Genomic DNA, 20,821 nt, shown 5'->3' with positions numbered 1-20,821 from the left:
CGACCGTGGCACGTGAGTACTTCTACGGATGGCCGGCCACCCTCGCAATCGTCAGGATGGCTGCGTGGCTGAACACGACGAGAGTCATTCCCCCTTCCCTATGCACCCCGCCCGCGACCATCGGACCGCAGAAAGAGTGATGAAGGCCGTCCTCCTCGTGGCGGCCATAGCGGGTGTGGTCCTGCTGCTCCCCATGGCCTTGGCCATCAGCGCCTACATGATGGCCGGTTGACTGTGGGAGACCACCCGCCGCCGCCCCGTCCCGGCGCGCCGGGACGGGCCTCGGTGGTGGGGGGCCTCAGTTGGTGGGGCCCTTCCAGTACGCGTCCTTCCACCGCATGGCGTCCGGGCTGAACTCGACCTCAACCTTGTCGGCGGCATCGGGCGGCAGCGAAAAGGCGTACTTCCCGACGGCCCGCCTGCCGGGGAGGACATAGCCGGTGATGACCTTCTGCCGCCCGCTCCCGTCGATCACCAGCTCCGCCGAGGCTCCGTCGGCGTCGTTCACATCGGGCAGCCCGGTCTCGACCTCGACTCGCTCGGTACCGGTGTTGACCACGGTGACCGTCACCTGGACGGCCTTGTTGCCCTTTGCGTGGCCATGGGCGTACGCGTCCGGGATGAACGGCTCCGGCTTGGCGACCGTGACCTTCAGACCGTCCTCGAACGTGTACGACTCGCCGAATGACAGGTGCCGGGCCTTGTCCGCCGCCGACGCCGAGGCCTTCACCTTCCCGACCTCCGCGCGCGCCTTGTCCGCAGCCTTCTTCACCACCACGACGGTGAAGACTGCGCCGCCGATCGCCGTCAGCAGACCCACCCCGCCCAGGACCACACCGGCCACGGCCATCGCCTTGTTCGTCGCCAGACCCTTGCGTGCCTGGCTCAGCCCGACGCAGCCGAAGATCACGGCCAGCAAGGCCGGCAGCCAGGACATCCAGAACAAGATGACGAGCAGACCGAGGACCACGCCGACGATTCCGAGCACCAGGGCCGCGATGCCCATGCCGTTGTGAGGCTGTGGCACCGATATCGGCGCCCTCGGATACGGCGCCCAGTGGGCAGGGGCCGGGCCGGGCGACGGCGGGCTCCACGGGTTGTGGTCCTCCGGTGCCTGGTCTCCGGGCTTCCGGCCATCGGGCGGAGGGGGCACGGTCATGCACAGTCCTCGAAAAGGTCGAAATGGTCGAGCTGACGACACTATCAGCCGCTTTACTCAGCCATTACGTCAATTCAGCGCTCGTACCGTCGGGGTCGCGCGCCGCACCCGCCACCGCTCCCGGCCACATCACTCCGCGTCGGACTGAGCCTGGACCAGGGCCTGGGCGCCGAAAGCGAATTCCGGTGCCGAAGGGGTCAGGACGGCCGCCGCGACATCGGCCGGCCACTGCGCGGCCAACTCCTCGGCGACCGTCTTCAGCAGTTCCGGCACAACCTCCGCGCCGCGGTCGTGCAGGGCCTCCGCCACCACGAGGATCCGGCTGGTGCGCTCGCCGACCGCGGAGTGGCCGCTCTGCCGGTTGGTCCAGCGGCGGGCGTGCGCCCGTCCGGCAGAGTCGGCGAAGGTCACCTCGCCGGGTGCGGGGTGCTCGATGCCGCCGCCGAAGGTCGTGCAGCGCTCGTCACCGCGGGCATGGCGCACCTCGAGCAGAGGGCCGGCGATGCGGTCGGCGTCGAGGACCGCGACCGGGACTGCGTACGCGACCGAGATCGCGTTGCACAGGTCGACCACCGGGTGGATGCGCGGCAGTTCCCCCTCCTTCCGCAATCGCCGCAGCAGCGATTCCGAGGCACACCGGTACTGAGTCGGCTTGAGCCCCATCCGTGCGAAGGCCCGCCGCCAGGCGAGCACTTCGGGGAACTCGCCCTCCCTGGCACCGGCCAGCCGGGCCGCCGCACGGGCGGTGTACTCCGCGACGCGCGGACCGACGTCGGCGGCGGAGCCGATGCCGGTGGCATGGAGCGCGCCGGCTGCGAGTTCGGGGTAGTCGGACCAGATGGCGTCCGCGTGCCGGAAGCGCATGCTCACGCCACCGCCAGCCGCACACTCAGGCCCACGAAACAGACGGCGAAGACCCGGCGGATGCCGGTCATCACCTTCGGCCGGGCCAGCACGCGATGGCGCATGGCGGCGGCGCACATCCCGTACGCGGAGAAGACGACAAAGGTCAGCGCCATGAAGACGGCACTGAGCCGGAGCATCATGCCGAGCGAGCCGGGCTCACCGGCCGGGACGAACTGCGGGAGAAACGCGACGAAGAACATGGTGAGTTTCGGGTTGAGCAGGTTGATCAGCACCCCGGAGGCGATCACACGGGCGGCCGGCCGCGGCTCGGCCTCCTCGTCGACGGCCGGCGCCTCCTTGTCGCGCAGCGTCGCCCATGCCATGTAGAGCAGGTAGCCGACACCGAGATACTTCACCGCCTCGTAGGCGACGGCGCTGGTCCCCAGCAACGCGGCGAGGCCACTGATCGTCGCTACGAGATGCGGCACGATGCCAAGGGTGCAGCCGAGCGCGGCGACCACGCTCGCCCGTCGGCCCTGGGACAGCCCGGCAGCGAGGGTGTACACCACACCGGTGCCGGGGGTGACCACCATGACCAGGGTGGTCAGCAGGAACGCAATACTCAAGGGGCCCTCCGCAAGTTCAAGGTCCGCTCACCTTGACGCGGCTATGGTCCGTAAGACAGAGCCAAAGCGCGCCGGTCTCACTGGTCCATAAGGTCACGACCGGCCCGCGTGAGTGGCACGGACCGGCCAAGTGCGTCTCGTAGCGCGCCGGGAGGAGTTCGGCGCCGTGGGCGAACGTGTGCCGGACGGCACGATCGAGGACGAAGCGGTCCACGGTGCCCGCGTTGACGGCTGTGGCCTCGCCGAAGACGGTCGGCTCGGTGCCGGCCGGACGAGCCCCGGGGAGTCGGGGAGAAGAACCGAAGCAGCGGGCTCCCGGCCGGTCCGGCCGGGAAACCTCGTCGGCGGTCCGGGGATCAGGCGGCTGCCGTCATCTGCCGGACTTGGCGGTGGCACGGGCGACGAGCAGGACCGCGACCAGTCCGACGCCGATGAGGACGCATCCCGCCCCCGACAGGGCACCGAGTGTGCCGAGGACCGCGACGCCGAGCGCCGAGCCCGCCTGGCGGATTCCGTTGAGCGCGCCCTGGCCGGTGGCGGCGTACTCGGGCGGTGCGGAGACGGCCATCTCGGCGGCGGCACTGGGGATGGAGAGGGTGCCCGTGGCGGCAAGCGTGATCTCGGCCGCGATGATCAGGGCGAGCGGGGGGTGGTGGGCGGTCGCGAAGGTCAGCAGCACGCCGGACACCACGGACGCGGACATACCGGTCAGCAGCACCGGCCGCGCCCCGTACCGGGCGACCAGCCGGCCGGTGAAGAAGGGCATCACGCAGACCGGGAAGGTGAGCGGGAGCGAGGCCAGACCGGCCTTGAACGGGGAGAGGTCGTAGGTGTGCTGCAGCCAGACGCCGAGCAGGTACGCACCGCCGAAGAAGGCGAAGCAGGACACCGCCGCGGCCACCATGGCGGCCCGCACCCGGGGCAACGCGAGCAGCGCGGGAGGCAGCACCGGTGCGGCGACGCGGCGTTCCACCACGGTCAGTGCGCCGAAGGCGAGCAGGGCACCGGCGATCGGGCCGCATGCGTACGGTGAGTTCCAGCCCTCGATGCCCGCCTCGACCAGGCCGAAGGTGAGTGCGCCCAGGGCGGCGGTGGACATCAGCAGGCCGGTCCGGTCCAGGGCACGTACGGCGCGGGTGCGGGGATTCGGCAGGCGCCGGGCAAGCAGCAGGGCGGCGAGCGCGATGGGCGGGTTGACCAGGAACACCAGCTGCCAGCCTCCGAGTTCGACCAGTGCGCCGCCGAGGACGGGACCGGCCGCGGCACCGAGGCCGCTCAGTGCGGTCCAGGCACCGACGGCGCGGGTGCGGCGGGCGGGGTCCGGGTGGAGATGGATGAGCAGGGCGAGCGAGGCAGGCACCAGACCGGCACCGGCGGCTCCGAGCAGGGCGCGGCCGACGATGAGGGCACCGGCGTTCGGCGCGGCGGCGCACAGCGCGGACAGCACGGCAAAGGCGGCGAGTGCGGAGCCGTAGACCCGGCGCGCACCCCACCGGTCGGCGAACACCCCACCGGCGAGAAGCAGTCCGGCGAAGACGACCGTGTAGGCGTCGACAGCCCAGGGCAGCGTGGCCGCGGAGGGATGGAGGGACGTGTCGAGGTCGGGGACGGCGACGTTGAGGATCGAGGTGTCGAGGAGGACGAGCAGGTTTCCGGTCGCGATGCCGGCAAAGGTGAGGCGAGACCGCGCTGATGAGGGAGGCGCGGCTGGTGACGACGCATCGGTGGTCTTCTCATCGGTCTTCTCGTTGGCCATCTCGTTGGCCGTCTCGGTTGTCATGCGGGAAGAGTGACCTGGCGGCCCTGTGGTGGGCGACGGCGTAACGTCGATGGCCCCATCGGAAAGTCCGATGGGGCCTCGGTAGGCTGGCGAGGTGGACACTCGCTATCTGCGCGCCTTCGTCGCGGTCGCCGATCACGGCGGGATCTCCGCTGCCGCCCAGCGGCTGGGGTATGCCCAGTCGAGCGTGAGCGCCCAGCTCAAGCGCCTCGAGGCGGACTTGGGCGCCACCGTACTGGTGCGTGCCGGGACGGGCGCGACGCTCACCGAGGCCGGGACACGGCTGCTGCCGCACGCGCGCGAGGCACTGGAGCTGGAGGAGCGGATGCGCCGCGCCACGCGCGGCGACCGGCCCAGGCTGCGGATCGGCGCCCAGGAATCACTGGCACATGTGTGGATGCCCGATCTGCTGGTGGCGCTGGAGTACGGCGCGGGGGGATCCGCCTCGAGCGTCGACGTCGAGCTGACGGTGGCGAACCGGAGCCGACTTGAGCGGGCCTTCGGCGCCGGCGAGCTGGATCTGGTGTTCCAGTACGACAACGGGGTGCGGGCCCTTGGGCCGCATGCGGTGGTGGGGCACGACCGCACGGTGCTCGTGGCGGCGCCCACCCATCCGCTGGCACAGCAGGATGTGGTGACGCCGGAGCAGTTGCTCGCGTACGACTTCCTGGTTGCCGAGGCGGGCTGCACCTCGGAAATGCTGGTGGACCAGTTCGGGCGGGACCTGCTCGCGGGGGCACAGCTCGCAATGATCCAGGGCTCGCTGTCGGCGCTGCTGCGGCTGACCGGGCACGGTCACGGCGTCTCGCTGCTGCCGGAGCTGGCGGTCGCACGGGAGTTGACAGAGGGCGAGCTGGTGGAGCTCCGGCTCGCCGAGCGCCTCCGCCCCGTCAGCATCGTCGCCCAGTGGCGCCCCCGCCTCGGCCTGGCCGAGCCCCCGCTGCGCATCCTCCTCGATCTTGCCCGCCGCGCCGACCCGCTGCCGGAGGTCTCCAAGGCGGCACGGGCGTCCTGAGCGGGCACCTGGCCCGTTCACTCGCCGCCGGTCGGCTTCGGGTGACTGGCATCCCATGCCGTACGGGAGGCGGCTATGGCCGGCCGGTGGGCGATCGACCAGTCCGCGAGGGACTTGATGAGGTGGGTCAGGCTGTGCCCGAGCTCCGTCAGCTCGTACTCGACCTGGGGCGGGACGGCGGCGTACACGGTCCGCTTCACCAGCCCGTCGCGCTCCAGGCGCCGGACGGTGAGCGTGAGCATGCGCTGCGAGATGTTCCCGGGGATGGCGCGCTGCAGCTCCTTGAACCGCCGTATGCCGGAGGCGAGTTCCACCACCACGTAGACGGACCACTTGTCGCCGAGCCGGTCCAGCACGTCCCGGACGCCGCATTCGTCCTGCGGCGTTTCGCAGACGATCACGGGCTCGTCCGGTGCCGGGGTGGTTACCGCGGTGTGCCCTGCTGACATCAAAGTGCCTCCTTACCTGATCGGGATTGGCTCTTGAAGATGGAAGCACACGGCTCAAGAGGGAGATCTCATGATTCTGATCACCGGTGCAGGCGGCGCGCTCGGACGGCTGGTCGCCGGCGAACTGGCCGGGCGGGACGACGTCGTGCTCGGCACCCGCGCCCCCCGCTCCACCGCGGAGCGGCGCATCGACTTCGATGATCCGGCCTCGCTCGACTTCACCGGCGTGGACACCCTGCTGCTGATCTCCGCCGGGTACGGCGAGGACGATGTCGTCATCGCCCGCCATGACGCGGCGATATCGGCGGCCGAGAAGACGGGCGTACGGCACCTCGTCTACACCAGCCTCAGCGGCGACGGCGATCACCTGACGTATGCGCTCGCCCATCGGTGGACCGAACGCCGCCTCGGGCGCAGCCCGTTGGCGTGGACGGTCCTGCGCAACGGGCTCTACGCCGAGTTCCTCGCCGGCATCGCCGCACCGGGACCCGACGGGACGATCGCGGCGCCGCTGGGCGAGGGACGTCTGGCCGCGGTGGCCCGCGCCGACCTCGCGGCGGTGGCGGCCCGGGTGGCGGCCGAGCCGGAACGGCACACGGGGCGGGTGTACGAGCTCGTCGGCGAACGGCCTCTGGGCGGCGCCGAGCTGGCGGCCGCGGTCGGCGGCTCCTACGAACCCGGACCCCTCGGCGCGACCCGCGAAGCGATCACCGCGGCCGGCGAGGCGCTGCCCTACCAGGTTCCGATGCTGGTCAGCACCTACTCGGCGATCGCCGGAGGCTTCCTGGACGGCACCGGGATCGAGGACAACGCCCTGCGCACACTCCTCGGCCGCGAACCCCGGCCCGCGCTGGATGCGTACAAGGCCGTGGTCGCCGGGGCAGGGGCGACCGCAGAGACGACGGCGACTGCATAGGGGACGGCTCAGCGCGGAGCGTCCTTGCCTGGGATTCGGTGGCGGAGCGCATCCTGGGAGTCGACGTACTTGAGCATGAGCCGGGCGAACTCGAGGCGCTCCCGCTCGGGCCAGTCGGCGGTGATGCACTCGAAGGCCGAGCGCTGATGGCGGGCGAAGCGGGCCATCAGCTCACGGCCCTCGGGGCTGAGGTGGAGGACGGTGCGGCGGCCGTCCTGCTGGGAGGCCGCGCGGACCAGATAGCCGGCCGAGATGTTGTCGGAGACCATGCGACTGGCCACCGACGGATCCACGCCCAGGTGCCGGGCGACGGCGCCGACCGTGATCTCGCCGGCCTCGGACCGACCGGCGCCCGACGCGTCGGCCGACTCGCCCTCCGCGGCGTCCTGTTCGGCCTCCAGGACGACTCTGAGCACCAGCGTACGGCTCAGGTCCTTCTGGGAAATCGGCTCCTCGACCTCCAGGAGTGAGGAGCGCCGCAGCTTCCCGAAGGCCGGACCCACGGCGTCCAGCAGCTCCTCCGCCGTCATCGTCTCGCGCTTCGTCATGCCCTTCATCGTACAGACATGAATGACCCCGTGAAGGCATGTGTTGACTCGCAAACGTGTGCATGCAAGCATGCATATGCAGTCACACAGCGAACGGAGCATTCCATGACCATCCTCATCACCGGCGCCCGCGGCAAGGTCGCCCAGGCGATCACCGACCGCCTGCACTCCGCCGGTCTCACCGTCCGCGCCGCCAGCGCGCACCCCGCCGAACTGACCGTCCCCGACGGCGTCGAGGTCGCCGAACTCGCCCTGGACCGGCCCGAGACCTTCGACTCCGCACTCCGCGACGTCCGCCAGGTCTTCCTCTATCCCGAGCCGGCCGGCATCCACGAGCTGGTCAAGGCCGCCGAGACCGCCGGCGTCGAGCACGTCGTCCTGCTCTCGTCCTCCTCGGTGCTGGGCCCGGACGCCGAGAACGACCCGCTCGCCGGCCACAGCCTCCAGGTCGAACGCGCCCTCGCCGACTCGGACCTCACCTGCACGTTCCTGCGTCCGGACGCCTTCGCCAGCAACTCCCTCGGCTGGGCCTACTTCATCGGCCGGTCGATGCCGGTCCCGCTCGCCTACCCGGACGCGCATATCGCGCCCATCCACCCCGAGGACATCGCCGACATCGCCGTCGAGGCGCTGACCGGCACCTCCCTCACCGGCCGCTCGGTCACCCTGACCGGCCCCGATTCGCTCACCTTCCGCGAGCAACTCGCCGTCCTCGAGGACGCCCTCGGCCGCCGGATCCCGGTCGAGCACATCACCCGCGCCGAGGCCGAGCAGCAGATGGGCCGCCACATGCCCGCGCCGATGGTCGCCTCGCTGCTCGACCTGTGGGAGGCCGCCAACCACGGTCCGGCAGCCATCGCCGACACCACCCAGACCCTCCTAGGTCGCCCCGCCCGCACCTTCCGGCAGTGGGCCCACGAGAACTCCGCCGCCTTCCCCCAGCACTGATCCGCCTTCACGCGGCACCGATCCGGCTCCACCCGGCACCGATCCGGCGTCAACCAACCCCCATCGGCTTCAACCCCCACCGATCCGGACGGGCCCACACCACAGAGGCCCGTCCCCTCCACCCAAGGGATTCCATGTCCACGGCCTTGACCCAGGCCCCCGCCACCCCGCAGCCGGAGACCGACCGCCGACGATGGGCCGTCCTCGCCGTCGTCCTCTTCTCCGCAGTCCTCGACCTCCTCGACGCCACGATCACCAACGTCGCCGCCCCGACCATCGCCACCGACCTGCACGGCGGCGACGCCCTGGTCCAGTGGCTGGGTGCCGGCTACGCCCTGGCCATGGGCGTTCTGCTGGTCGTCGGCGGCAGGCTCGGCGACAAGTTCGGCCGCCGCCGCCTGTTCCTGACCGGCCTGACCGGCTTCACGCTCGCGTCCGTCGCCTGCGGCCTGGCCGCAGGACCCGCCTCGGTCATCGGGTTCCGCCTGCTCCAGGGAGCCTTCGGCGCCCTCGTGATCCCGCAGGGCTTCGGCATCCTCCGCGCGGTCTTCCCCCCGCACGAGATCGGCAAGGCGTTCGGCGTCTTCGCCCCCTGCCTGGGCCTGTCGGCGATCAGCGGCCCGGTCCTCGCCGGGGTCCTCATCGACGCCTTCGGCTGGCGCTCCATGTTCCTGATCAACATCGCCCTCGGCGGCCTGGCGATCGCCCTGGCCGCCCGGCTGCTGCCCCGCGACAGCGGCGACCGGACGGTCACCGTCGATGCCCCGGGCGCCGGACTGCTCGCCGCCACGATGCTCGGCCTGCTCTACGGCCTGATCGACGGCTCCGGCCACGGCTGGACGCCCGTACCGGTCCTCTCCCTCACCGCCGGCGCCCTGCTCTTCGCGCTGTTCTGTCTGCGTCAGCGAAGCGCCGCCGACCCGCTCATCGAACCCTCACTGCTGAAGAACCGCGGCTTCACTTCGGGCCTGATCCTCGGCCTCGTCTTCAACGCGGCGGTCGCCGGACTGCTGCTCGTCCTCTCCCTCTTCCTCCAGAACGGGCTGCATCGCACCCCGACCCAGACCTCGCTCGGCCTCGCCCCGGTCGCCGCCGGCATCATCCTCGCCTCGATCGCCGGGCACCGTCTGATGGCCCGCCTCGGCCGCACGCTCATCCTCATCGGCCTGCTGCTCACACTGACCGGCACACTGTCGCTGCTCATCCTGGCCCACGCCACCAGCCCCACCGCGTGGATGCTCGTCGCCCCGGTCTTCGTCACCGGCCTGGGGCTCGGCTCCTGCTTCGGCACCGTCTACGAGGTCACCCTCGGCGACGTCGGCCCCAAGGAGTCGGGCAGCGCCAGTGGTTCGCTCTCCGCCGTCGCGCAGCTCGCCAACAGCATCGGCGCCGCGGGCGTCACCACCGTCTACTTCCACACCCGCGGCGAGGCCACGACCGCAGCCGTCCACAGTCTCGCCGTGGTCGCCGCGGCCGTCCTCGTCTGCTGCGCCCTCGTGGGCCTGCTGCCGCGCAAAGCCCGGCCGCGACATCACTGACCCCCTCAGGAGCAGGAAATGCACCCCCTCGGCCAACCCCCTCGGCATGAAGCCATCGACAGGAAACCCAGCAACACGAAGCCCATCGGTTACTGGCTCAACCGCACCGACAAAGCCCTCACCCGCTACATGAACGCCATGCTGGCCGAGTTCGGCCTCACCCGGACCGCCTGGCAGGTCCTCAACGTCGTCAAGGAAGCTCCGCAGGCCGCCGACGCCGAAGTTCTGGCCACCCTGACCGCCAACGCCACCGTCGCCACCCTGACCGCCGCCATCGAAACAGTCATCGCCGACGGCTGGGCCGGCCGCCCGGAGCCGGGCCGCCTCACCCTGACCGAACACGGCCGCACCCGCCTCGCGAACGTCGCCGAGCGCATCCACGCCTTCCGCGAGCTGTCGACGGCCGGCATCACGCATGACGAGTACCGGACCGCCGTCACCGTCCTGGAACGGATGACCCACAACCTGGAGAACGAAGCGGGGCTCTGACTCCGCACGGTGATGGGTCCCGCCAACTCATCAGGCCCAGCTCTGCAGCGCCGCCTTGTCCTTGAAGTTTCCGACGTTCGTGTCGATCGGGTGGTCCGTGAACTGGTGGAACACCCACGGATGCTGGATGTCCGGCTTCCCCGGTTTGCCGTTGTAGTGGGCGATCCACAGGCCGTCTCCGGCGAAGGACGTGGTGTCACGGTGCAGCCAGAAATCCTGGTTGCAGTAGAGCAGCGTCTTGTGACCGGGGTTCTTCTTCTGCACGCGCTTGAGCCAGCTGTCCTTCCAGGCGTTCGAGATGCCTTTGTCCTCCCAGTCGAGGACGAGCATGTCCCCCTCCACAAGATTGATCTTGTCAAGGAAGAAGTCGACCTGCTGCTCAAACGCTCCGGGGCGAGCGAAATGATAGAAACCGGTCACAAGTCCGGCGTTGCGTGCGGTCTTTCGCTGCGCGACCCACTTGGAGTTCACGAACGTGTGACCCTCGGTGATTTTGATGAAGACGAAGTCGAAACCGTCCGTGGCGTATTTCTCCGACTGGTGTCCCGAAACGTCGATTCCTTTGATCGTCATGGTGGTCAGCTCCTCGGTGAGCCGTCAGCCGCTGGGCGGACCGGCGAGGCGCCGACCGACCCTCTCGCGCATGCCGGCCATCGTGAATCCCTTGGGGTCGATCTTGCCCATCTGCCACTCCAGGTGGCCGATCACACTGGCGGCGTGCCATCCGTGCACACGGCAGACCGCGGCCGCGGCCTTCTCGATGGCCTCGAGCTGCGCCTCCGGCCAAGGATCGTCCCCGTCACCGAGGTTCTCGCACTCGAACCCGTAGAACCTGGCGTTGCCGTCCGTGTTCAGCTCGTTGCGCGGAGGCAACGGCCGCTCCTCGATGACGGCCTGCAGCACGTCGTCGTCCCCCTTGCCGGCATGGTTCGTGCGGCCGTTGCCCACCATGTAGACCACACCGTCCTTGCCGATGACACCGTGGCATCGCGGGCCGGGCAGGCTCGAGTCACCGTCGTAGCAGAGTTTGATGGTTCCCTCGATGCCGGAAGTGACCGTGTGGTGGATCATCACCCCGTTCACATTGCTGAACGGGCCCTTGTGGTTGCGGTTGTGGTGGCGCCAGTCGCGTATCTCTTTCACCGTCAGATGCTCGTCGCGGAGCGCTGTGAGCATGCGGTCCGCCGTCATGGGTGCAGCCATGGCGTCCTCCTCCCGGGCGGACGGGTGCCAGAACGGAGGCCAGGCCACGCGCGACGCTACGGGGGGCTGCCTGTCGAGGGCCAAGGCGGGGCAGCGGTCAGGTCCAGGACCTGACCGCTGCCGGCACCGCGTCCACCAGTGCACCGTCGCGCCGACGCAAGGCCCCTTCCCGTCCACCGCTGAAGACCTTCCGGTTTCCGGAAGTCCCCTAGGTTGACAGGGTTCATGTCCATGCTGGCGCTGCGGGCGTTGCGGCAACGTGACACCGACGCATCCGCGGTGTCTGTGGTCAGCTGCCGCCCTTGGACCGGGCGCCCCCGCCGCGCCTGGGGGGCATCGACTTGCGGATCTCCTCGGTGGCCGCGCGAAACGCCGGTGCGGCGTGCGCGAAGTAGTCGAACAGCAGGTCCCGCTGCTCGGGGGTGTAGCGCGCCAAGACGTCGGCAATATGACGGCGGGCGGGGGCGACAACCTCCTCGATCCCGGCGAGCGCGTCCGGGATCGGCTCGACGATCACCCGCCTGCGGTCCTTGGGGTCCGCGGTGCGGCGCGCGTACCCGGCCCGCTCGAGGCGGTCGATCAGGCGGGTGGTGGCGCCGGTGGTGAGCCCGGTCCGGGTGGCGAGCTCGCCCGAGGAGAGGCTGCCTTCCTGGGCGATCAGGCTGAGCGCGTACCACTCCGATGTGTGCAGTCCCGCGGCTTCCGCACTGGCCAGGCCCTGGAGTCCTACCGCATCCAGGTACTGACGGAAGATCACATGCTCGTCTGTGCCGCTCAAGGGGATTGCCATCTCCGGAGTCCGCTCCTAATATATCTGCACACATGCAGATACTGCCCAAATTCAGAATCTGCTCTAGTCTAACTAGCTGGGGAGTCGCCCGCCATGTCCAGCAACCACCACCATGACACCGCCGCAGTCACCTCAGCGCTGGACGCACTCGTCTCCGCCTGGGAGCGACACGATGCGGACGCCTACGGCGAGCTGTTCACCGAGGACGCCACCTATGTCACCTACGTCGGCACCCTCTACCAGGGACGCCAGGACATCGTGGACAGCCACCGCACTCTGTTCACGACCTTCCTGAAGGGCACCAAGCTCGCGGACGAGGTCGTCGACCTGCGCTTCCACGGGCCGGACGTGGCCGTCGTCAACGGGCGCGGCGACACCTACAAGGGAAAACGGCCGCACAAGCTCACCAAGGTCCAGACCTACACGCTGATCCGGCAGCCCGACGGGAGGTGGCTCATCGCGGCCTTCCACAACACCAAGCGCAAGTCCCTGCTGGAATCCCTTTCCCACAGGTTCGCCCCGAGCCTCATCCCGGCCGCCCAGCGCTGAGCGCCGAGCCGAGAGGGTCGGAGAGGTGGCCGACCAGACAATCCCGCCGCAGTCCTCGCGGCGTTCGCCGGCCGGCCGACAGTCAATCCGTGCGCTCGCTCACGCCTCGGTGAGCAGCGAGTCATAGGCGCTCGACCGCTGACGACCCGACATGAAGGAGAGGAAGTCCTTGAGATCGGTAGTGAGATCAACGGCGAGATCAACAAGCAGCGGACTGGCGGGAGTTGACCTTGAAACACCACGCAGTCCCTGCACATTCACCCCTACGCGGTCCTCGGCGTACGGGCGGACGACAAGCAGGCGTCCACATGAACGGTCCGGCCGGGGACTGCCCCGGCCGGACCGTTGTGCGCATCTGCGATTACGAGGCCTTGACGCGCCCGTCAGGCTCGTACCACACGACGCCGTCACCGCCGTCGTGGCCGATGGTCTGCGCCATGACGTTGCCGTCCTGCCAGTACTTGGGGTGCTGGTTCAGGAAACCGGGAATGGACTGGACCGAGGTGGCGTCGCATGCCAGGTCGGTGCGGATGCAGAAGCGTTGCACCGGGACGCCGTCGAACTTCGCCGGGCCGGCGCCCGTGGAAGTGAAGCCCAGGGCGCTCCAGCCCTGGGGAACCCGCGACCAGATACCGGTGTCGGGCTGCATGGGGTCGGAGTACAGCATGCCGTTCACCTGCGAGCGGGGTATGTCGGTGCCGCCGTTGGCTATCGTCTGGAGCACCTGGTCGGCCACCTGCGCGCCCTGGGAGTAGCCGACGATCGTGAAGCGGGCGCCTGGATCGCGACGGTAGGTCTCCTCGGCCGTGGCCAGCAGATTGCGGTAGCCCTCACGCACGCTGGCGTCGAAGCTCGGTGCGCCGACGTCCGGCGCGTTGTGGCCGTTGAGCCAGGGTCCGGCGCTCGCCGGATAGCAGACCGGCACCGGGATACCACCGTTGAGGTGCTTGTTGGCGAATGCGTAGGTGGAGGTGCAGTCGGGCGCGGGCGCCGCCGACCCCGTGCCGCCGACCTCCAGGTAGTAGTGATGCACCGGAGCGGCGTGGGCAACGGTGGGTGCGGCGGCGCTGACGGCCACCATGGCTGCCGCCGTACCGGCAACACCGATCGCCCTCTTCCATCTGCTGGCCAGGGTCATGCTCTGTTTCTCCTCGACGCATTGAGGTGGTGCACAACTGAAGTGCTCGGGGCTGACGTTAACCACCGGCGCTGGAATTGCGATGAATTGACGATGAGCGCGAGCTCGGGACCGCCTCATCCTCATGAGTGCGCGCCGTCTGTCCGGAGGTGCTCCACAAGTGCACGGAAGACGAAGAGATTCGGGATCCCGGAAACAGTTGGCCCTGTCGTGTGCCTCCTGTGCCCACTCCCTCCGGTGTCAAGGCATATGGCCCCATGGGTGATCTCGATCTGCCGCACCTCCGGCCACCGCGCGGACACCTCTCCCCATCCGACCTCCCTTCTGGTCAGCCAGACATCACCGAAGGTGAGCCGTTCGCCCGCGTCGAGCGCGGCCAGTGCCGGGGAGAGTTGGGCGTGGGTGACGGCCCGCCGGATCTCGAGCCACCAGTCCGCCGCACCGCCGTCCTCCCCATCGCTGTCCTGCGGCCCGATGTACAGCACGATCCGCTTCCCCTCGACGTCGGTGAGCGTGTAGGCGCGAGTGGTACCGACTCGGCCCCAGACGTACGGGTGGTGACGGGTGCTCTTCTGGAACACCGAGGTGGTGTCGTAGCGGACGACGTGGATCCGTCCCTTGGCGGCAACCGTCATCCCGTGCTCGTACAGGTCCAGTCGCGCGTCCGCCCTCGCCTTCGCCGCGAAAGACCGGCCGTACCGGACGAAGGCCAGCAGGGCCCGGATCCCCCGGACCGGCGCGGCATGTGCAGGTGTCCGGTGTGCAGCCACTCCGTAGGTGGCGCGTCGCTTGCCGAGGTGTTCGCGGCCGGCCGCCGCGGAGATCCTCGCCAGCAGCAGTTCCTCACCGCGGGTGGGTGGCGTCGGCCGGGTCACGGCGTGGTGCGGGTGAGGCCGATGCCGGCGTCCTGCCCACGCAGGATCATCTGGTGTGTCCGCCTCAGCATCGGGCCCGGAGGCACCCCCAGGTCGTCGGCAAGTCGGCGGCGGGTGCGGTCGAACACGGTCAGCGCGTCGGCCTGCCGGCCGCTGCGGTACAGCGCATTCATCAGCATCGCGGCGACCGGTTCGTTCAGGGGCTGTTCCGCCGCCAGGGCCCACAGCTCGGCGATCGCCGCGGAGTGCCGGCCCAGCCGCAGCTGCCAGTCCAGCTTCCGCTGTACGAGGGCGATCCGGCGCTCGGTGAGCCGCAGCCGTTCCAGTTCGGCGAACGGCCCGGGCAGACCGGCCAGGAGCTCCCCGCGGAACAGATCCAGCGCCTGGGAGCAGCTGCGGACCGCCTCGGCCAGTTCGCCGGCCCGTTCGGCCGTCCCGGCGGCGGTGACCAGTTCCTCCATGCGCGCCACGTCCACCTCGGCCGCGCCGGGGGCCAGCCGGTAGCCGCACCGGTCGCGCTGGATCACCGAGTCCGGGCCGTCCCCGATGCACAGGGTCTTGCGCAGTCGGTAGATGTACACCGGGACCACGTTCGTGATCGGCGGCTCCATCCCCCACACTCCGTCGAGCAGTTCCTGCCGGCTGACCGTCCGGTCCGGGCACAGCACCACCGTGGCCAGTACGGCCTGCTGACGGAGGTGCCCCAGATCCACGGGCTGTCCGTCGCGCCATGCCTGCAGCGGTCCGAGCACGGAGATCCGCAGCTTCGGTTCCCGCACCGGTCGGATGGCGGCCCGCGACACCGGGCTCGGCGCCTGCCTGCGGGGGCCACGGCCGGGGACGACCAGCCCGCAGTCGAAGGCGTGGACGATGGCGGCCGCCCGGTCGCGCAGCCCGAGTTTGGCGAGGATCCGCGCGAGGTGTCCGGCCACGGCGTCCTTGGGGATGGCGAGAGCGGAGGCGATCTCGGCGTCTCTCAGGCCACAGCCGACCCCATGGAGCACCTCGCGCTCCTCGTGTGTGAGCGTGGTGGCGGTCGGTTGGCCGATGGTCGCGGTCGGCGGCATCGCGGCTCCCCTGGTGACGGCGGGCGGTCTGGCGGATGACGTCGACGCTGGTCGCGGCGCCGGGAAACGGACAGGCCAGCAGACCGGCCGTATCCGGCCGGTGACCGCGCTAGAGTCCCTCACCTGGGGAAATCGACATACGGGGAAGCAATATGCCGGGGGAAGGCCGTGACCTGTGACCAGTGAGTTCAGCGCGCTGTTGCGGCGGCTGCGACGCGAGGCGGGGATGACTCAGGAGGCCTTGGCGGAGCGCGCGGGAGTGGGCGTGCGCACCATCCGCGGGCTGGAGACCGGCGAGCGCGCCGACCCCAGGGTGACCACGGTGCGGCTGCTGGCCGACGCGCTCGGGCTGAGCCCCGAGGAACGCGAGGATCTGCTGGCGGCTGCCGTTCGCCGGGCCGGGGGCGAGAGCCGGCCGGACGAGTCGACCGGGGACGAGAGTCGGCCCGAGGGCTCAGCCGGGGGCGGGGGCCGGCCGGAAGACGCATCCGACCGCCCCGAGCCCGACGCAGGCGGCCGGCCGGGATCGGCGTTGCACGAAACCCTGGCCGACATCGCCGAGCAGCTCGCGCAGACGGTGGCCGCGCGCTGGCAGCGCGAGGAGGAGCAGCGGCAGGTCCACGATCCCTACCCGCTGCCGGTGCGCTGGCAGCCGGTTGCCGAGGAGCTGACCGACCACTGGGCCAACATCCGCCGCCTGCCCGCCGGGGGTACGCACGGGCCCATGGACCTGAGCGGGAAGCTGGACGAGATCGTGGGTGTGTACCGGCGGATCCCGTCCGGGCGGCTCGTGGTGCTGGGCCGCTCGGGCTCCGGGAAGACGATTCTCACCGTGCGGTTCGTCCTGGACTATCTGAAGTCGAGGGGCCGCACCGAGGCCGTCCCGGTGATCTTCAGCATCGGCTCGTGGGATCCGACCGCCATCACGTTCCGCGACTGGCTGGCCGCGCAACTGACACGCGATCACCCCGGTCTTGCCGCGCCGGGACCCGGCGGGTCGAGCCTGGCCGCCGCACTGGTCGAGACCGGCCGGGTGCTCCCCGTGCTGGACGGCTTCGACGAGATCGCCGGCGGCCTGCGCCGTCCCGCGCTGGAGGCGCTCAACGCCACCACCCTTCCCCTGCTGCTGACGAGCCGTCCGTCCGAGTACGCCGCCGCGGTGGCGGAGACCGACGTGCTCACCTCCGCCGCCGCGGTGGAACTGACCGATCTCGCGCTGAGCGACCTGGCCGACTATCTGCCGCGCACCACGCGCAAGGCCCGTGGCGGGGCCCTCCCGACGACCGCCTGGGATCCCGTACTGAACGAGCTGCGCAAGCAGCCGCACAGCCGGGCCGGCGCCCACCTCGCCGCGGTGCTGACCACTCCGCTGATGGTCACGCTCGCCCGCGCCGTCTACAGCGACACCCCCGACAACGACCCGGCCTCGCTCCTGGACACCCAGCGGTTCTCCAGCCCCGAGGAGCTGGAGGACCACCTCCTCGACAACTTCACCGCGACCGTGTACCGCCCCCGGCCCCAGCACCTCCCGGACAGCGGGCCCCGCCGCGCCGTCGACCCGGAACGCGCCCAGTACTGGCTCGGCTACCTGGCCCACCACCTGACCCGGCTCGACACCCCCAACCTGGAGTGGTGGCGGCTCGGCTGCGGGCTGCGCCGCTCCACGCGCACGCTGGTGACCGCGCTGGTGATCTGTCTGGCCATCGGGCTCGTCGACGGTGCCGTCGGCACCCTCTTCGACTCCCTCGAATACCAGCTCGCGGACGGACTGGCGGCGGGGATCCTCTCCGGGCTCCTGTTCGGGATCGCGTACTGGTTCATGGTCGCGGCCAAGAACGCGGCTGTGGAGCCGTCCGGCGTGCGCATGAAGATATTCGGCCGGGAAGGGAAAACCAGGCGGAGCCCCCTCCGCCGACTGCTGATCGGGTTACTGTGCGGGCTCGTGTTCGGCGTCGGCTACGGCTTCGTACGGGGAGCGCTCAACGGCGTCCTCTCTCACGTCGGCCTCCCGACCGTCCTGGCCGTCGGCCTCGGCGACGGTCTCATCTACGGCCTGGTGTTCGCGCTGGCGGCCGGCCCCGCCTTCGGCCTCCTGGCCCTCTTCGAAACCCCTCTGGACATCCGGTCCGCCGTCAATCCGGTCAGCCTGCTGCGCACGAACTGCCGGACGGTCGCCACCCAAATCCTTGTCTGGGCCCCGGCGTTCGGCCTCCTGGTCGGCTTGGGATCCCTGGCGGTGATCCAGCCGATGGCGGTGATCCTGGGCCCGGTCGTCTGGAATCTCACGGCTGCACTCAAGCTCGGCGTCATCAGCGGGCTCGGCGGCGCCGTCGGCTATGCGCTCAGTCTGACCGCCTGGGGCCAGTGGGCGGTCTTCTCCCGGATCTGGCTGCCGCTGACCGGCCGGCTGCCCTGGTCCCTCGTCGCCTTCCTCGAAGACGCCTACCAGCGCGGCGTACTCCGCCAGGCGGGCGCGGTCTACCAGTTCCGCCACGCCCGCCTGCAGCATCACCTCGCCCGCGCCTACGGGTCCGCCCACGTGCTGCGGCGGTCCCCTGGGCCGGGGCGAGGAACTGTTGCGTGACGGCCCGGCGGCCGACGGGGCGGCCGACGGCCGGCGTTCGCGGCCTCGAGGTCACTCTCACCACGGCAACGACCGCACGGACGCGGACGCCACCCCGCAACCTGGGATCAACGTCACGAATCCGCACCGTCGCGAATCCGCACCGTCGCGGATACACACCGTCGCGGATGCGCACCGCCCCGCCGTCGCCGCCTACATCCCGCGGATCGCCTCTTCGATCGTCACCGCCAGGGAGGCGAGAGCCGTGAATCCCGGTACCGCCTCCACGAGCCCCTTCGCGAACAGCTTCAGCTTGCCCCTGCGCGGCGCCTCCGCCGTGACCTCCTCGCGCGCATCCTCCGCGGCCTCGATCAGGTCGCCGCGGTCGGGGTGATCGGACCGGCCGAGCTCGTCGATCAGCCGGGACAGCAGATCACCGATCTCCTGGGGCGACGGCTGCCGCCCGCCGTCACCTTGGGCCGGCTCGCCGTAGTGCACCTCGGCCTGCGCGTTCTTGCCGCTGGCGACGGCGTTGCCGACGACGCCCGAGCCGCCGGATGCGATGATCCCGTCGTTCCTCCGCATCGCTCTTCCTCATCCCTTCTCGGTTGTCAGTCCAGTCTTACCAGGGGGATCTTCTTGAGAATGCCCATCGAGATCCGCGACTTCTCACCGGCGGCGACCGCGCTGGATTCCACCTTGGCCCCTTGGGTCGCAATGATGCCGTTGTTGATGATGACTTCCTGACGCTGGACCAGTTCGCTCACGTCGATGCCATGCGCCACGGCGAATTCCACGAGAGCGTCCAGGACCCGCTTTTCGACGGTCTTCAGGACCATGCCGCTGTCGGCCTTCTGGAAATACCGGTGGTGTTTGCTGTCCGCAGCCCTCTGACGCACACTCTGCCGCGCCCCGTAGTCGAACTTGCGCAGCTGGGTGATGAGTTTGTACTGCCGCCGCAGGCGCCAGGACATCCAGTAGTCGGGAGAGAACCCCGCGATCGCGCGCACGGGCGAGGCCAGCAGCAGGAACGGGCTGCTGACCAGCGTCTGCGCGCACAGCTCGAAGAAATCACGCACCGGTGGGCGGGGCATGAGGGTGTCGATCATCCGGTAGCGGTCGAGCAGCGGGCACAGCACCGTCTGCACGGCTTCCACAGAGAGGTTGGAGTCCGACCGGAAGAAACGCAGGAAGAGCGAGGTGACCAACTCACCTCCCCAGCCGGTGGAATGCACGACGAGATAGGGACGGGCCCCCTCCTCGGGCGCCCGCTTCAGCTCGTCCATCCGGTCCGATGAGATCGAGGCAACGGGCCGTTCGAGCGGGTTCGGCAGAAAACGTTTGTCGTCCAGGACGGTCGCACCGTCCACGAAAAGCCGCTCTTCGATTTCCAGACAGGGCAGGGCCAACGCGCCGACGCGTTGGGTGATATGGGCGTAGAGGTCCGTCACGTCGAAGTCCCGCGCCGTCACCCCCGCCCCGCTCGTGGTGACGTCGAATGCCAGCGACCACGATTCGAGTTCGGTCCCGTACCCGATGAACGGTGAATAGCCGCTGTATGTCGTGACGTTGCCGTTGGCGTACTGGCCGATCTGGTGCAGACCCGCCGCGATCTCGGGATTGAGCGGTGGGGGCGCCGCAGTGGGGTCGAACTGGTCCGGGCGGAGGCTCTGCAGGTGGCGTCCGTACTTCGTCGAGAGCTCGAACGAGAACACCGTCACCCAGGCACCGAGGAGCATCAGCAGGGTGACGTCCGCGCGGCCGCCCCAGAAAGTGAAGACGTACGCGAACAGAAACAGCACGGCCAGCAGCAGATCCCGGCTGTGGCGGCGAGCGTTGGCCAGGTAGGCGTGCCGCAGGACGACGGGGACGTCGCATGCCGGTGCCATCGCCACCCCCAGATGGGGCTCGGCGGCGATCTCCTTGATGAGGGACTTGGCGTACTCGCGATGGAGATACGCGGCAGCGCACAGGTACCGGGTCAGATCCCGGCCGCCGCCCCAGCGCGGCACGGCGGCGGGGCGGCGGGCGGCGCCGGGTGCGAAGGTGGATCCCTTGGACGGTGTCGCGGCGGGACGGCTTCCGGTGGCGGGCGCGAAGGTGGACCCCTTGGGCGGCGTCGCGGCGGGGCCACTGCCGGTGGGGCTCGAGAAGGTGGATCCCTTGGACGGGCGCGGCGCAGGAGGTGACTGGCCGGGTGACTGCGCAGGCGTTGCGCCGGACCCGCCGGACGCCATGGCCGCACCGCACCTGCCGCAGAACGCGGCGCCAGACACTGTGTCCCAACCGCATAAGGGGCACGTAGCCGAACGCGTCATCATT

General features: G+C 70.0%; 22 protein-coding genes and 1 pseudogene. 8 read left to right on the top strand and 15 right to left on the bottom strand.

The window, feature by feature from the left end; genetic code table 11:
* Positions 1-64 precede the first annotated feature (64 nt).
* Complete coding sequence (locus ADL29_RS43375) at positions 65-232, top strand: hypothetical protein (protein ID WP_157878426.1); 168 nt, start codon at positions 65-67, stop codon at positions 230-232.
* Positions 233-298: 66 nt separating this feature from the next.
* Here the strand turns inward: ADL29_RS43375 and ADL29_RS08195 are convergent, their stop codons facing one another.
* From ADL29_RS08195 to ADL29_RS08180, 4 genes are all read right to left on the bottom strand, one after another.
* Entirely contained in the window at positions 299-1,027 is a 729-nt protein-coding gene (locus tag ADL29_RS08195) for a DUF4190 domain-containing protein (protein ID WP_245689227.1), read from the bottom strand.
* 261 nt (positions 1,028-1,288) lie between these two features.
* Positions 1,289-2,023: a B3/B4 domain-containing protein gene (locus tag ADL29_RS08190; RefSeq protein WP_053923044.1), complete on the bottom strand. Its 735-nt coding sequence runs from the start codon at positions 2,021-2,023 to the stop codon at positions 1,289-1,291.
* 2 nt (positions 2,024-2,025) lie between these two features.
* A complete protein-coding gene (locus ADL29_RS08185; RefSeq protein ID WP_053923043.1) occupies positions 2,026-2,631 on the bottom strand; it encodes a LysE family translocator in 606 nt (201 codons plus the stop codon).
* Positions 2,632-3,001: 370 nt separating this feature from the next.
* On the bottom strand, positions 3,002-4,411 hold the full coding sequence (locus ADL29_RS08180; RefSeq protein ID WP_245689225.1) for an MFS transporter: 1,410 nt from the start codon (positions 4,409-4,411) through the stop codon (positions 3,002-3,004).
* Positions 4,412-4,505: 94 nt separating this feature from the next.
* Between ADL29_RS08180 and ADL29_RS08175 the strand changes: the two genes are divergently transcribed.
* Complete coding sequence (locus ADL29_RS08175; protein ID WP_053923042.1) at positions 4,506-5,426, top strand: LysR family transcriptional regulator; 921 nt, start codon at positions 4,506-4,508, stop codon at positions 5,424-5,426.
* Positions 5,427-5,443: 17 nt separating this feature from the next.
* Here the strand turns inward: ADL29_RS08175 and ADL29_RS08170 are convergent, their stop codons facing one another.
* Positions 5,444-5,875, bottom strand: a complete 432-nt coding sequence (locus ADL29_RS08170; RefSeq protein WP_053923041.1) for a winged helix-turn-helix transcriptional regulator — start codon at positions 5,873-5,875, stop codon at positions 5,444-5,446.
* A gap of 70 nt (positions 5,876-5,945) precedes the next feature.
* On the opposite strand from ADL29_RS08170, the gene ADL29_RS08165 reads away from it, so the two are divergent.
* Positions 5,946-6,791 carry an NAD(P)H-binding protein gene (locus ADL29_RS08165; protein ID WP_053923040.1) on the top strand — a complete coding sequence of 282 codons (846 nt, stop codon included), beginning with the start codon at positions 5,946-5,948 and terminating at the stop codon, positions 6,789-6,791.
* An 8-nt stretch (positions 6,792-6,799) separates the two neighbouring features.
* On the opposite strand, the gene ADL29_RS08160 is transcribed toward ADL29_RS08165, so the two are convergent.
* The gene (locus ADL29_RS08160) at positions 6,800-7,339 is read right to left on the bottom strand and encodes a MarR family winged helix-turn-helix transcriptional regulator (RefSeq protein WP_053923039.1); all 540 of its coding nucleotides are present in this window, start codon (positions 7,337-7,339) and stop codon (positions 6,800-6,802) included.
* Between the two features lie 105 nt (positions 7,340-7,444).
* Here ADL29_RS08160 and ADL29_RS08155 point away from each other — a divergent pair, with 105 nt between their 5' ends.
* The 3 genes from ADL29_RS08155 to ADL29_RS08145 all read left to right on the top strand — a co-directional run bounded on the left by ADL29_RS08155 (position 7,445) and on the right by ADL29_RS08145 (position 10,314).
* Positions 7,445-8,287, top strand: a complete 843-nt coding sequence (locus tag ADL29_RS08155; protein ID WP_053923038.1) for an NAD(P)H-binding protein — start codon at positions 7,445-7,447, stop codon at positions 8,285-8,287.
* 134 nt (positions 8,288-8,421) lie between these two features.
* Positions 8,422-9,825, top strand: coding sequence for a DHA2 family efflux MFS transporter permease subunit (locus tag ADL29_RS08150; RefSeq protein WP_053923037.1), 1,404 nt, complete (start codon positions 8,422-8,424; stop codon positions 9,823-9,825).
* 18 nt (positions 9,826-9,843) lie between these two features.
* A complete protein-coding gene (locus ADL29_RS08145; protein ID WP_053923036.1) occupies positions 9,844-10,314 on the top strand; it encodes a MarR family winged helix-turn-helix transcriptional regulator in 471 nt (156 codons plus the stop codon).
* Between the two features lie 30 nt (positions 10,315-10,344).
* Here ADL29_RS08145 and ADL29_RS08140 read toward each other — a convergent pair whose 3' ends face one another.
* The 3 genes and pseudogenes from ADL29_RS08140 to ADL29_RS08130 all read right to left on the bottom strand — a co-directional run bounded on the left by ADL29_RS08140 (position 10,345) and on the right by ADL29_RS08130 (position 12,307).
* A complete protein-coding gene (locus tag ADL29_RS08140) occupies positions 10,345-10,887 on the bottom strand; it encodes a glycoside hydrolase family 25 protein (protein ID WP_053923035.1) in 543 nt (180 codons plus the stop codon).
* A 27-nt stretch (positions 10,888-10,914) separates the two neighbouring features.
* Positions 10,915-11,517, bottom strand: a pseudogene (locus ADL29_RS08135) (N-acetylmuramoyl-L-alanine amidase); the annotation flags it as partial.
* Positions 11,518-11,806: 289 nt separating this feature from the next.
* Positions 11,807-12,307 carry a MarR family winged helix-turn-helix transcriptional regulator gene (locus ADL29_RS08130; RefSeq protein WP_053923033.1) on the bottom strand — a complete coding sequence of 167 codons (501 nt, stop codon included), beginning with the start codon at positions 12,305-12,307 and terminating at the stop codon, positions 11,807-11,809.
* Positions 12,308-12,400: 93 nt separating this feature from the next.
* On the opposite strand from ADL29_RS08130, the gene ADL29_RS08125 reads away from it, so the two are divergent.
* A complete protein-coding gene (locus ADL29_RS08125; protein ID WP_053923032.1) occupies positions 12,401-12,856 on the top strand; it encodes an SgcJ/EcaC family oxidoreductase in 456 nt (151 codons plus the stop codon).
* 99 nt (positions 12,857-12,955) lie between these two features.
* Here the strand turns inward: ADL29_RS08125 and ADL29_RS43370 are convergent, their stop codons facing one another.
* The 4 genes from ADL29_RS43370 to ADL29_RS08110 form a co-directional block, all read right to left on the bottom strand.
* A complete protein-coding gene (locus ADL29_RS43370) occupies positions 12,956-13,117 on the bottom strand; it encodes a hypothetical protein (RefSeq protein WP_157878425.1) in 162 nt (53 codons plus the stop codon).
* A 100-nt stretch (positions 13,118-13,217) separates the two neighbouring features.
* Positions 13,218-13,994, bottom strand: coding sequence for a PE-PPE domain-containing protein (locus ADL29_RS08120; protein WP_053923031.1), 777 nt, complete (start codon positions 13,992-13,994; stop codon positions 13,218-13,220).
* A gap of 122 nt (positions 13,995-14,116) precedes the next feature.
* Positions 14,117-14,869, bottom strand: a complete 753-nt coding sequence (locus tag ADL29_RS08115; protein WP_053923030.1) for a DUF6585 family protein — start codon at positions 14,867-14,869, stop codon at positions 14,117-14,119.
* Complete coding sequence (locus ADL29_RS08110; protein WP_053923029.1) at positions 14,866-15,936, bottom strand: AfsR/SARP family transcriptional regulator; 1,071 nt, start codon at positions 15,934-15,936, stop codon at positions 14,866-14,868. Before ADL29_RS08110 ends, ADL29_RS08115 begins: the two co-directional genes overlap by 4 nt.
* Positions 15,937-16,111: 175 nt before the next feature.
* Here ADL29_RS08110 and ADL29_RS08105 point away from each other — a divergent pair, with 175 nt between their 5' ends.
* Positions 16,112-18,520, top strand: a complete 2,409-nt coding sequence (locus ADL29_RS08105; protein ID WP_063788416.1) for a helix-turn-helix domain-containing protein — start codon at positions 16,112-16,114, stop codon at positions 18,518-18,520.
* Positions 18,521-18,712: 192 nt separating this feature from the next.
* On the opposite strand, the gene ADL29_RS08100 is transcribed toward ADL29_RS08105, so the two are convergent.
* Both ADL29_RS08100 and ADL29_RS08095 read right to left on the bottom strand, forming a co-directional pair.
* Positions 18,713-19,084, bottom strand: a complete 372-nt coding sequence (locus tag ADL29_RS08100) for a hypothetical protein (protein ID WP_046924991.1) — start codon at positions 19,082-19,084, stop codon at positions 18,713-18,715.
* 26 nt (positions 19,085-19,110) lie between these two features.
* Positions 19,111-20,736, bottom strand: coding sequence for a zinc ribbon domain-containing protein (locus ADL29_RS08095; protein WP_245689223.1), 1,626 nt, complete (start codon positions 20,734-20,736; stop codon positions 19,111-19,113).
* Positions 20,737-20,821 lie beyond the last annotated feature (85 nt).

Origin of the sequence: Streptomyces chattanoogensis (assembly GCF_001294335.1) — a bacterium.
Lineage (GTDB): Bacteria > Actinomycetota > Actinomycetes > Streptomycetales > Streptomycetaceae > Streptomyces > Streptomyces chattanoogensis.
The sequence above is the reverse complement of the archived record's forward strand: the minus strand, read 5'-3'. Positions and strand labels throughout refer to the sequence as shown.

Bases quoted from the DNA above. Each gene is read 5' to 3' on its own strand.
- ADL29_RS08190 (WP_053923044.1), bottom strand. From the start codon at position 2,023: ATGCGCTTCCGGCACGCGGACGCCATCTGGTCCGACTACCCCGAACTC.
- ADL29_RS08180 (WP_245689225.1), bottom strand. From the start codon at position 4,411: ATGACAACCGAGACGGCCAACGAGATGGCCAACGAGAAGACCGATGAG.
- ADL29_RS08170 (WP_053923041.1), bottom strand. From the start codon at position 5,875: ATGTCAGCAGGGCACACCGCGGTAACCACCCCGGCACCGGACGAGCCC.
- ADL29_RS08165 (WP_053923040.1), top strand. From the start codon at position 5,946: ATGATTCTGATCACCGGTGCAGGCGGCGCGCTCGGACGGCTGGTCGCC.
- ADL29_RS08160 (WP_053923039.1), bottom strand. From the start codon at position 7,339: ATGACGAAGCGCGAGACGATGACGGCGGAGGAGCTGCTGGACGCCGTG.
- ADL29_RS08155 (WP_053923038.1), top strand. From the start codon at position 7,445: ATGACCATCCTCATCACCGGCGCCCGCGGCAAGGTCGCCCAGGCGATC.
- ADL29_RS08150 (WP_053923037.1), top strand. From the start codon at position 8,422: ATGTCCACGGCCTTGACCCAGGCCCCCGCCACCCCGCAGCCGGAGACC.
- ADL29_RS08145 (WP_053923036.1), top strand. From the start codon at position 9,844: ATGCACCCCCTCGGCCAACCCCCTCGGCATGAAGCCATCGACAGGAAA.
- ADL29_RS08140 (WP_053923035.1), bottom strand. From the start codon at position 10,887: ATGACGATCAAAGGAATCGACGTTTCGGGACACCAGTCGGAGAAATAC.
- ADL29_RS08130 (WP_053923033.1), bottom strand. From the start codon at position 12,307: ATGGCAATCCCCTTGAGCGGCACAGACGAGCATGTGATCTTCCGTCAG.
- ADL29_RS08125 (WP_053923032.1), top strand. From the start codon at position 12,401: ATGTCCAGCAACCACCACCATGACACCGCCGCAGTCACCTCAGCGCTG.
- ADL29_RS08120 (WP_053923031.1), bottom strand. From the start codon at position 13,994: ATGACCCTGGCCAGCAGATGGAAGAGGGCGATCGGTGTTGCCGGTACG.
- ADL29_RS08110 (WP_053923029.1), bottom strand. From the start codon at position 15,936: ATGCCGCCGACCGCGACCATCGGCCAACCGACCGCCACCACGCTCACA.
- ADL29_RS08100 (WP_046924991.1), bottom strand. From the start codon at position 19,084: ATGCGGAGGAACGACGGGATCATCGCATCCGGCGGCTCGGGCGTCGTC.
- ADL29_RS08095 (WP_245689223.1), bottom strand. From the start codon at position 20,736: ATGGCGTCCGGCGGGTCCGGCGCAACGCCTGCGCAGTCACCCGGCCAG.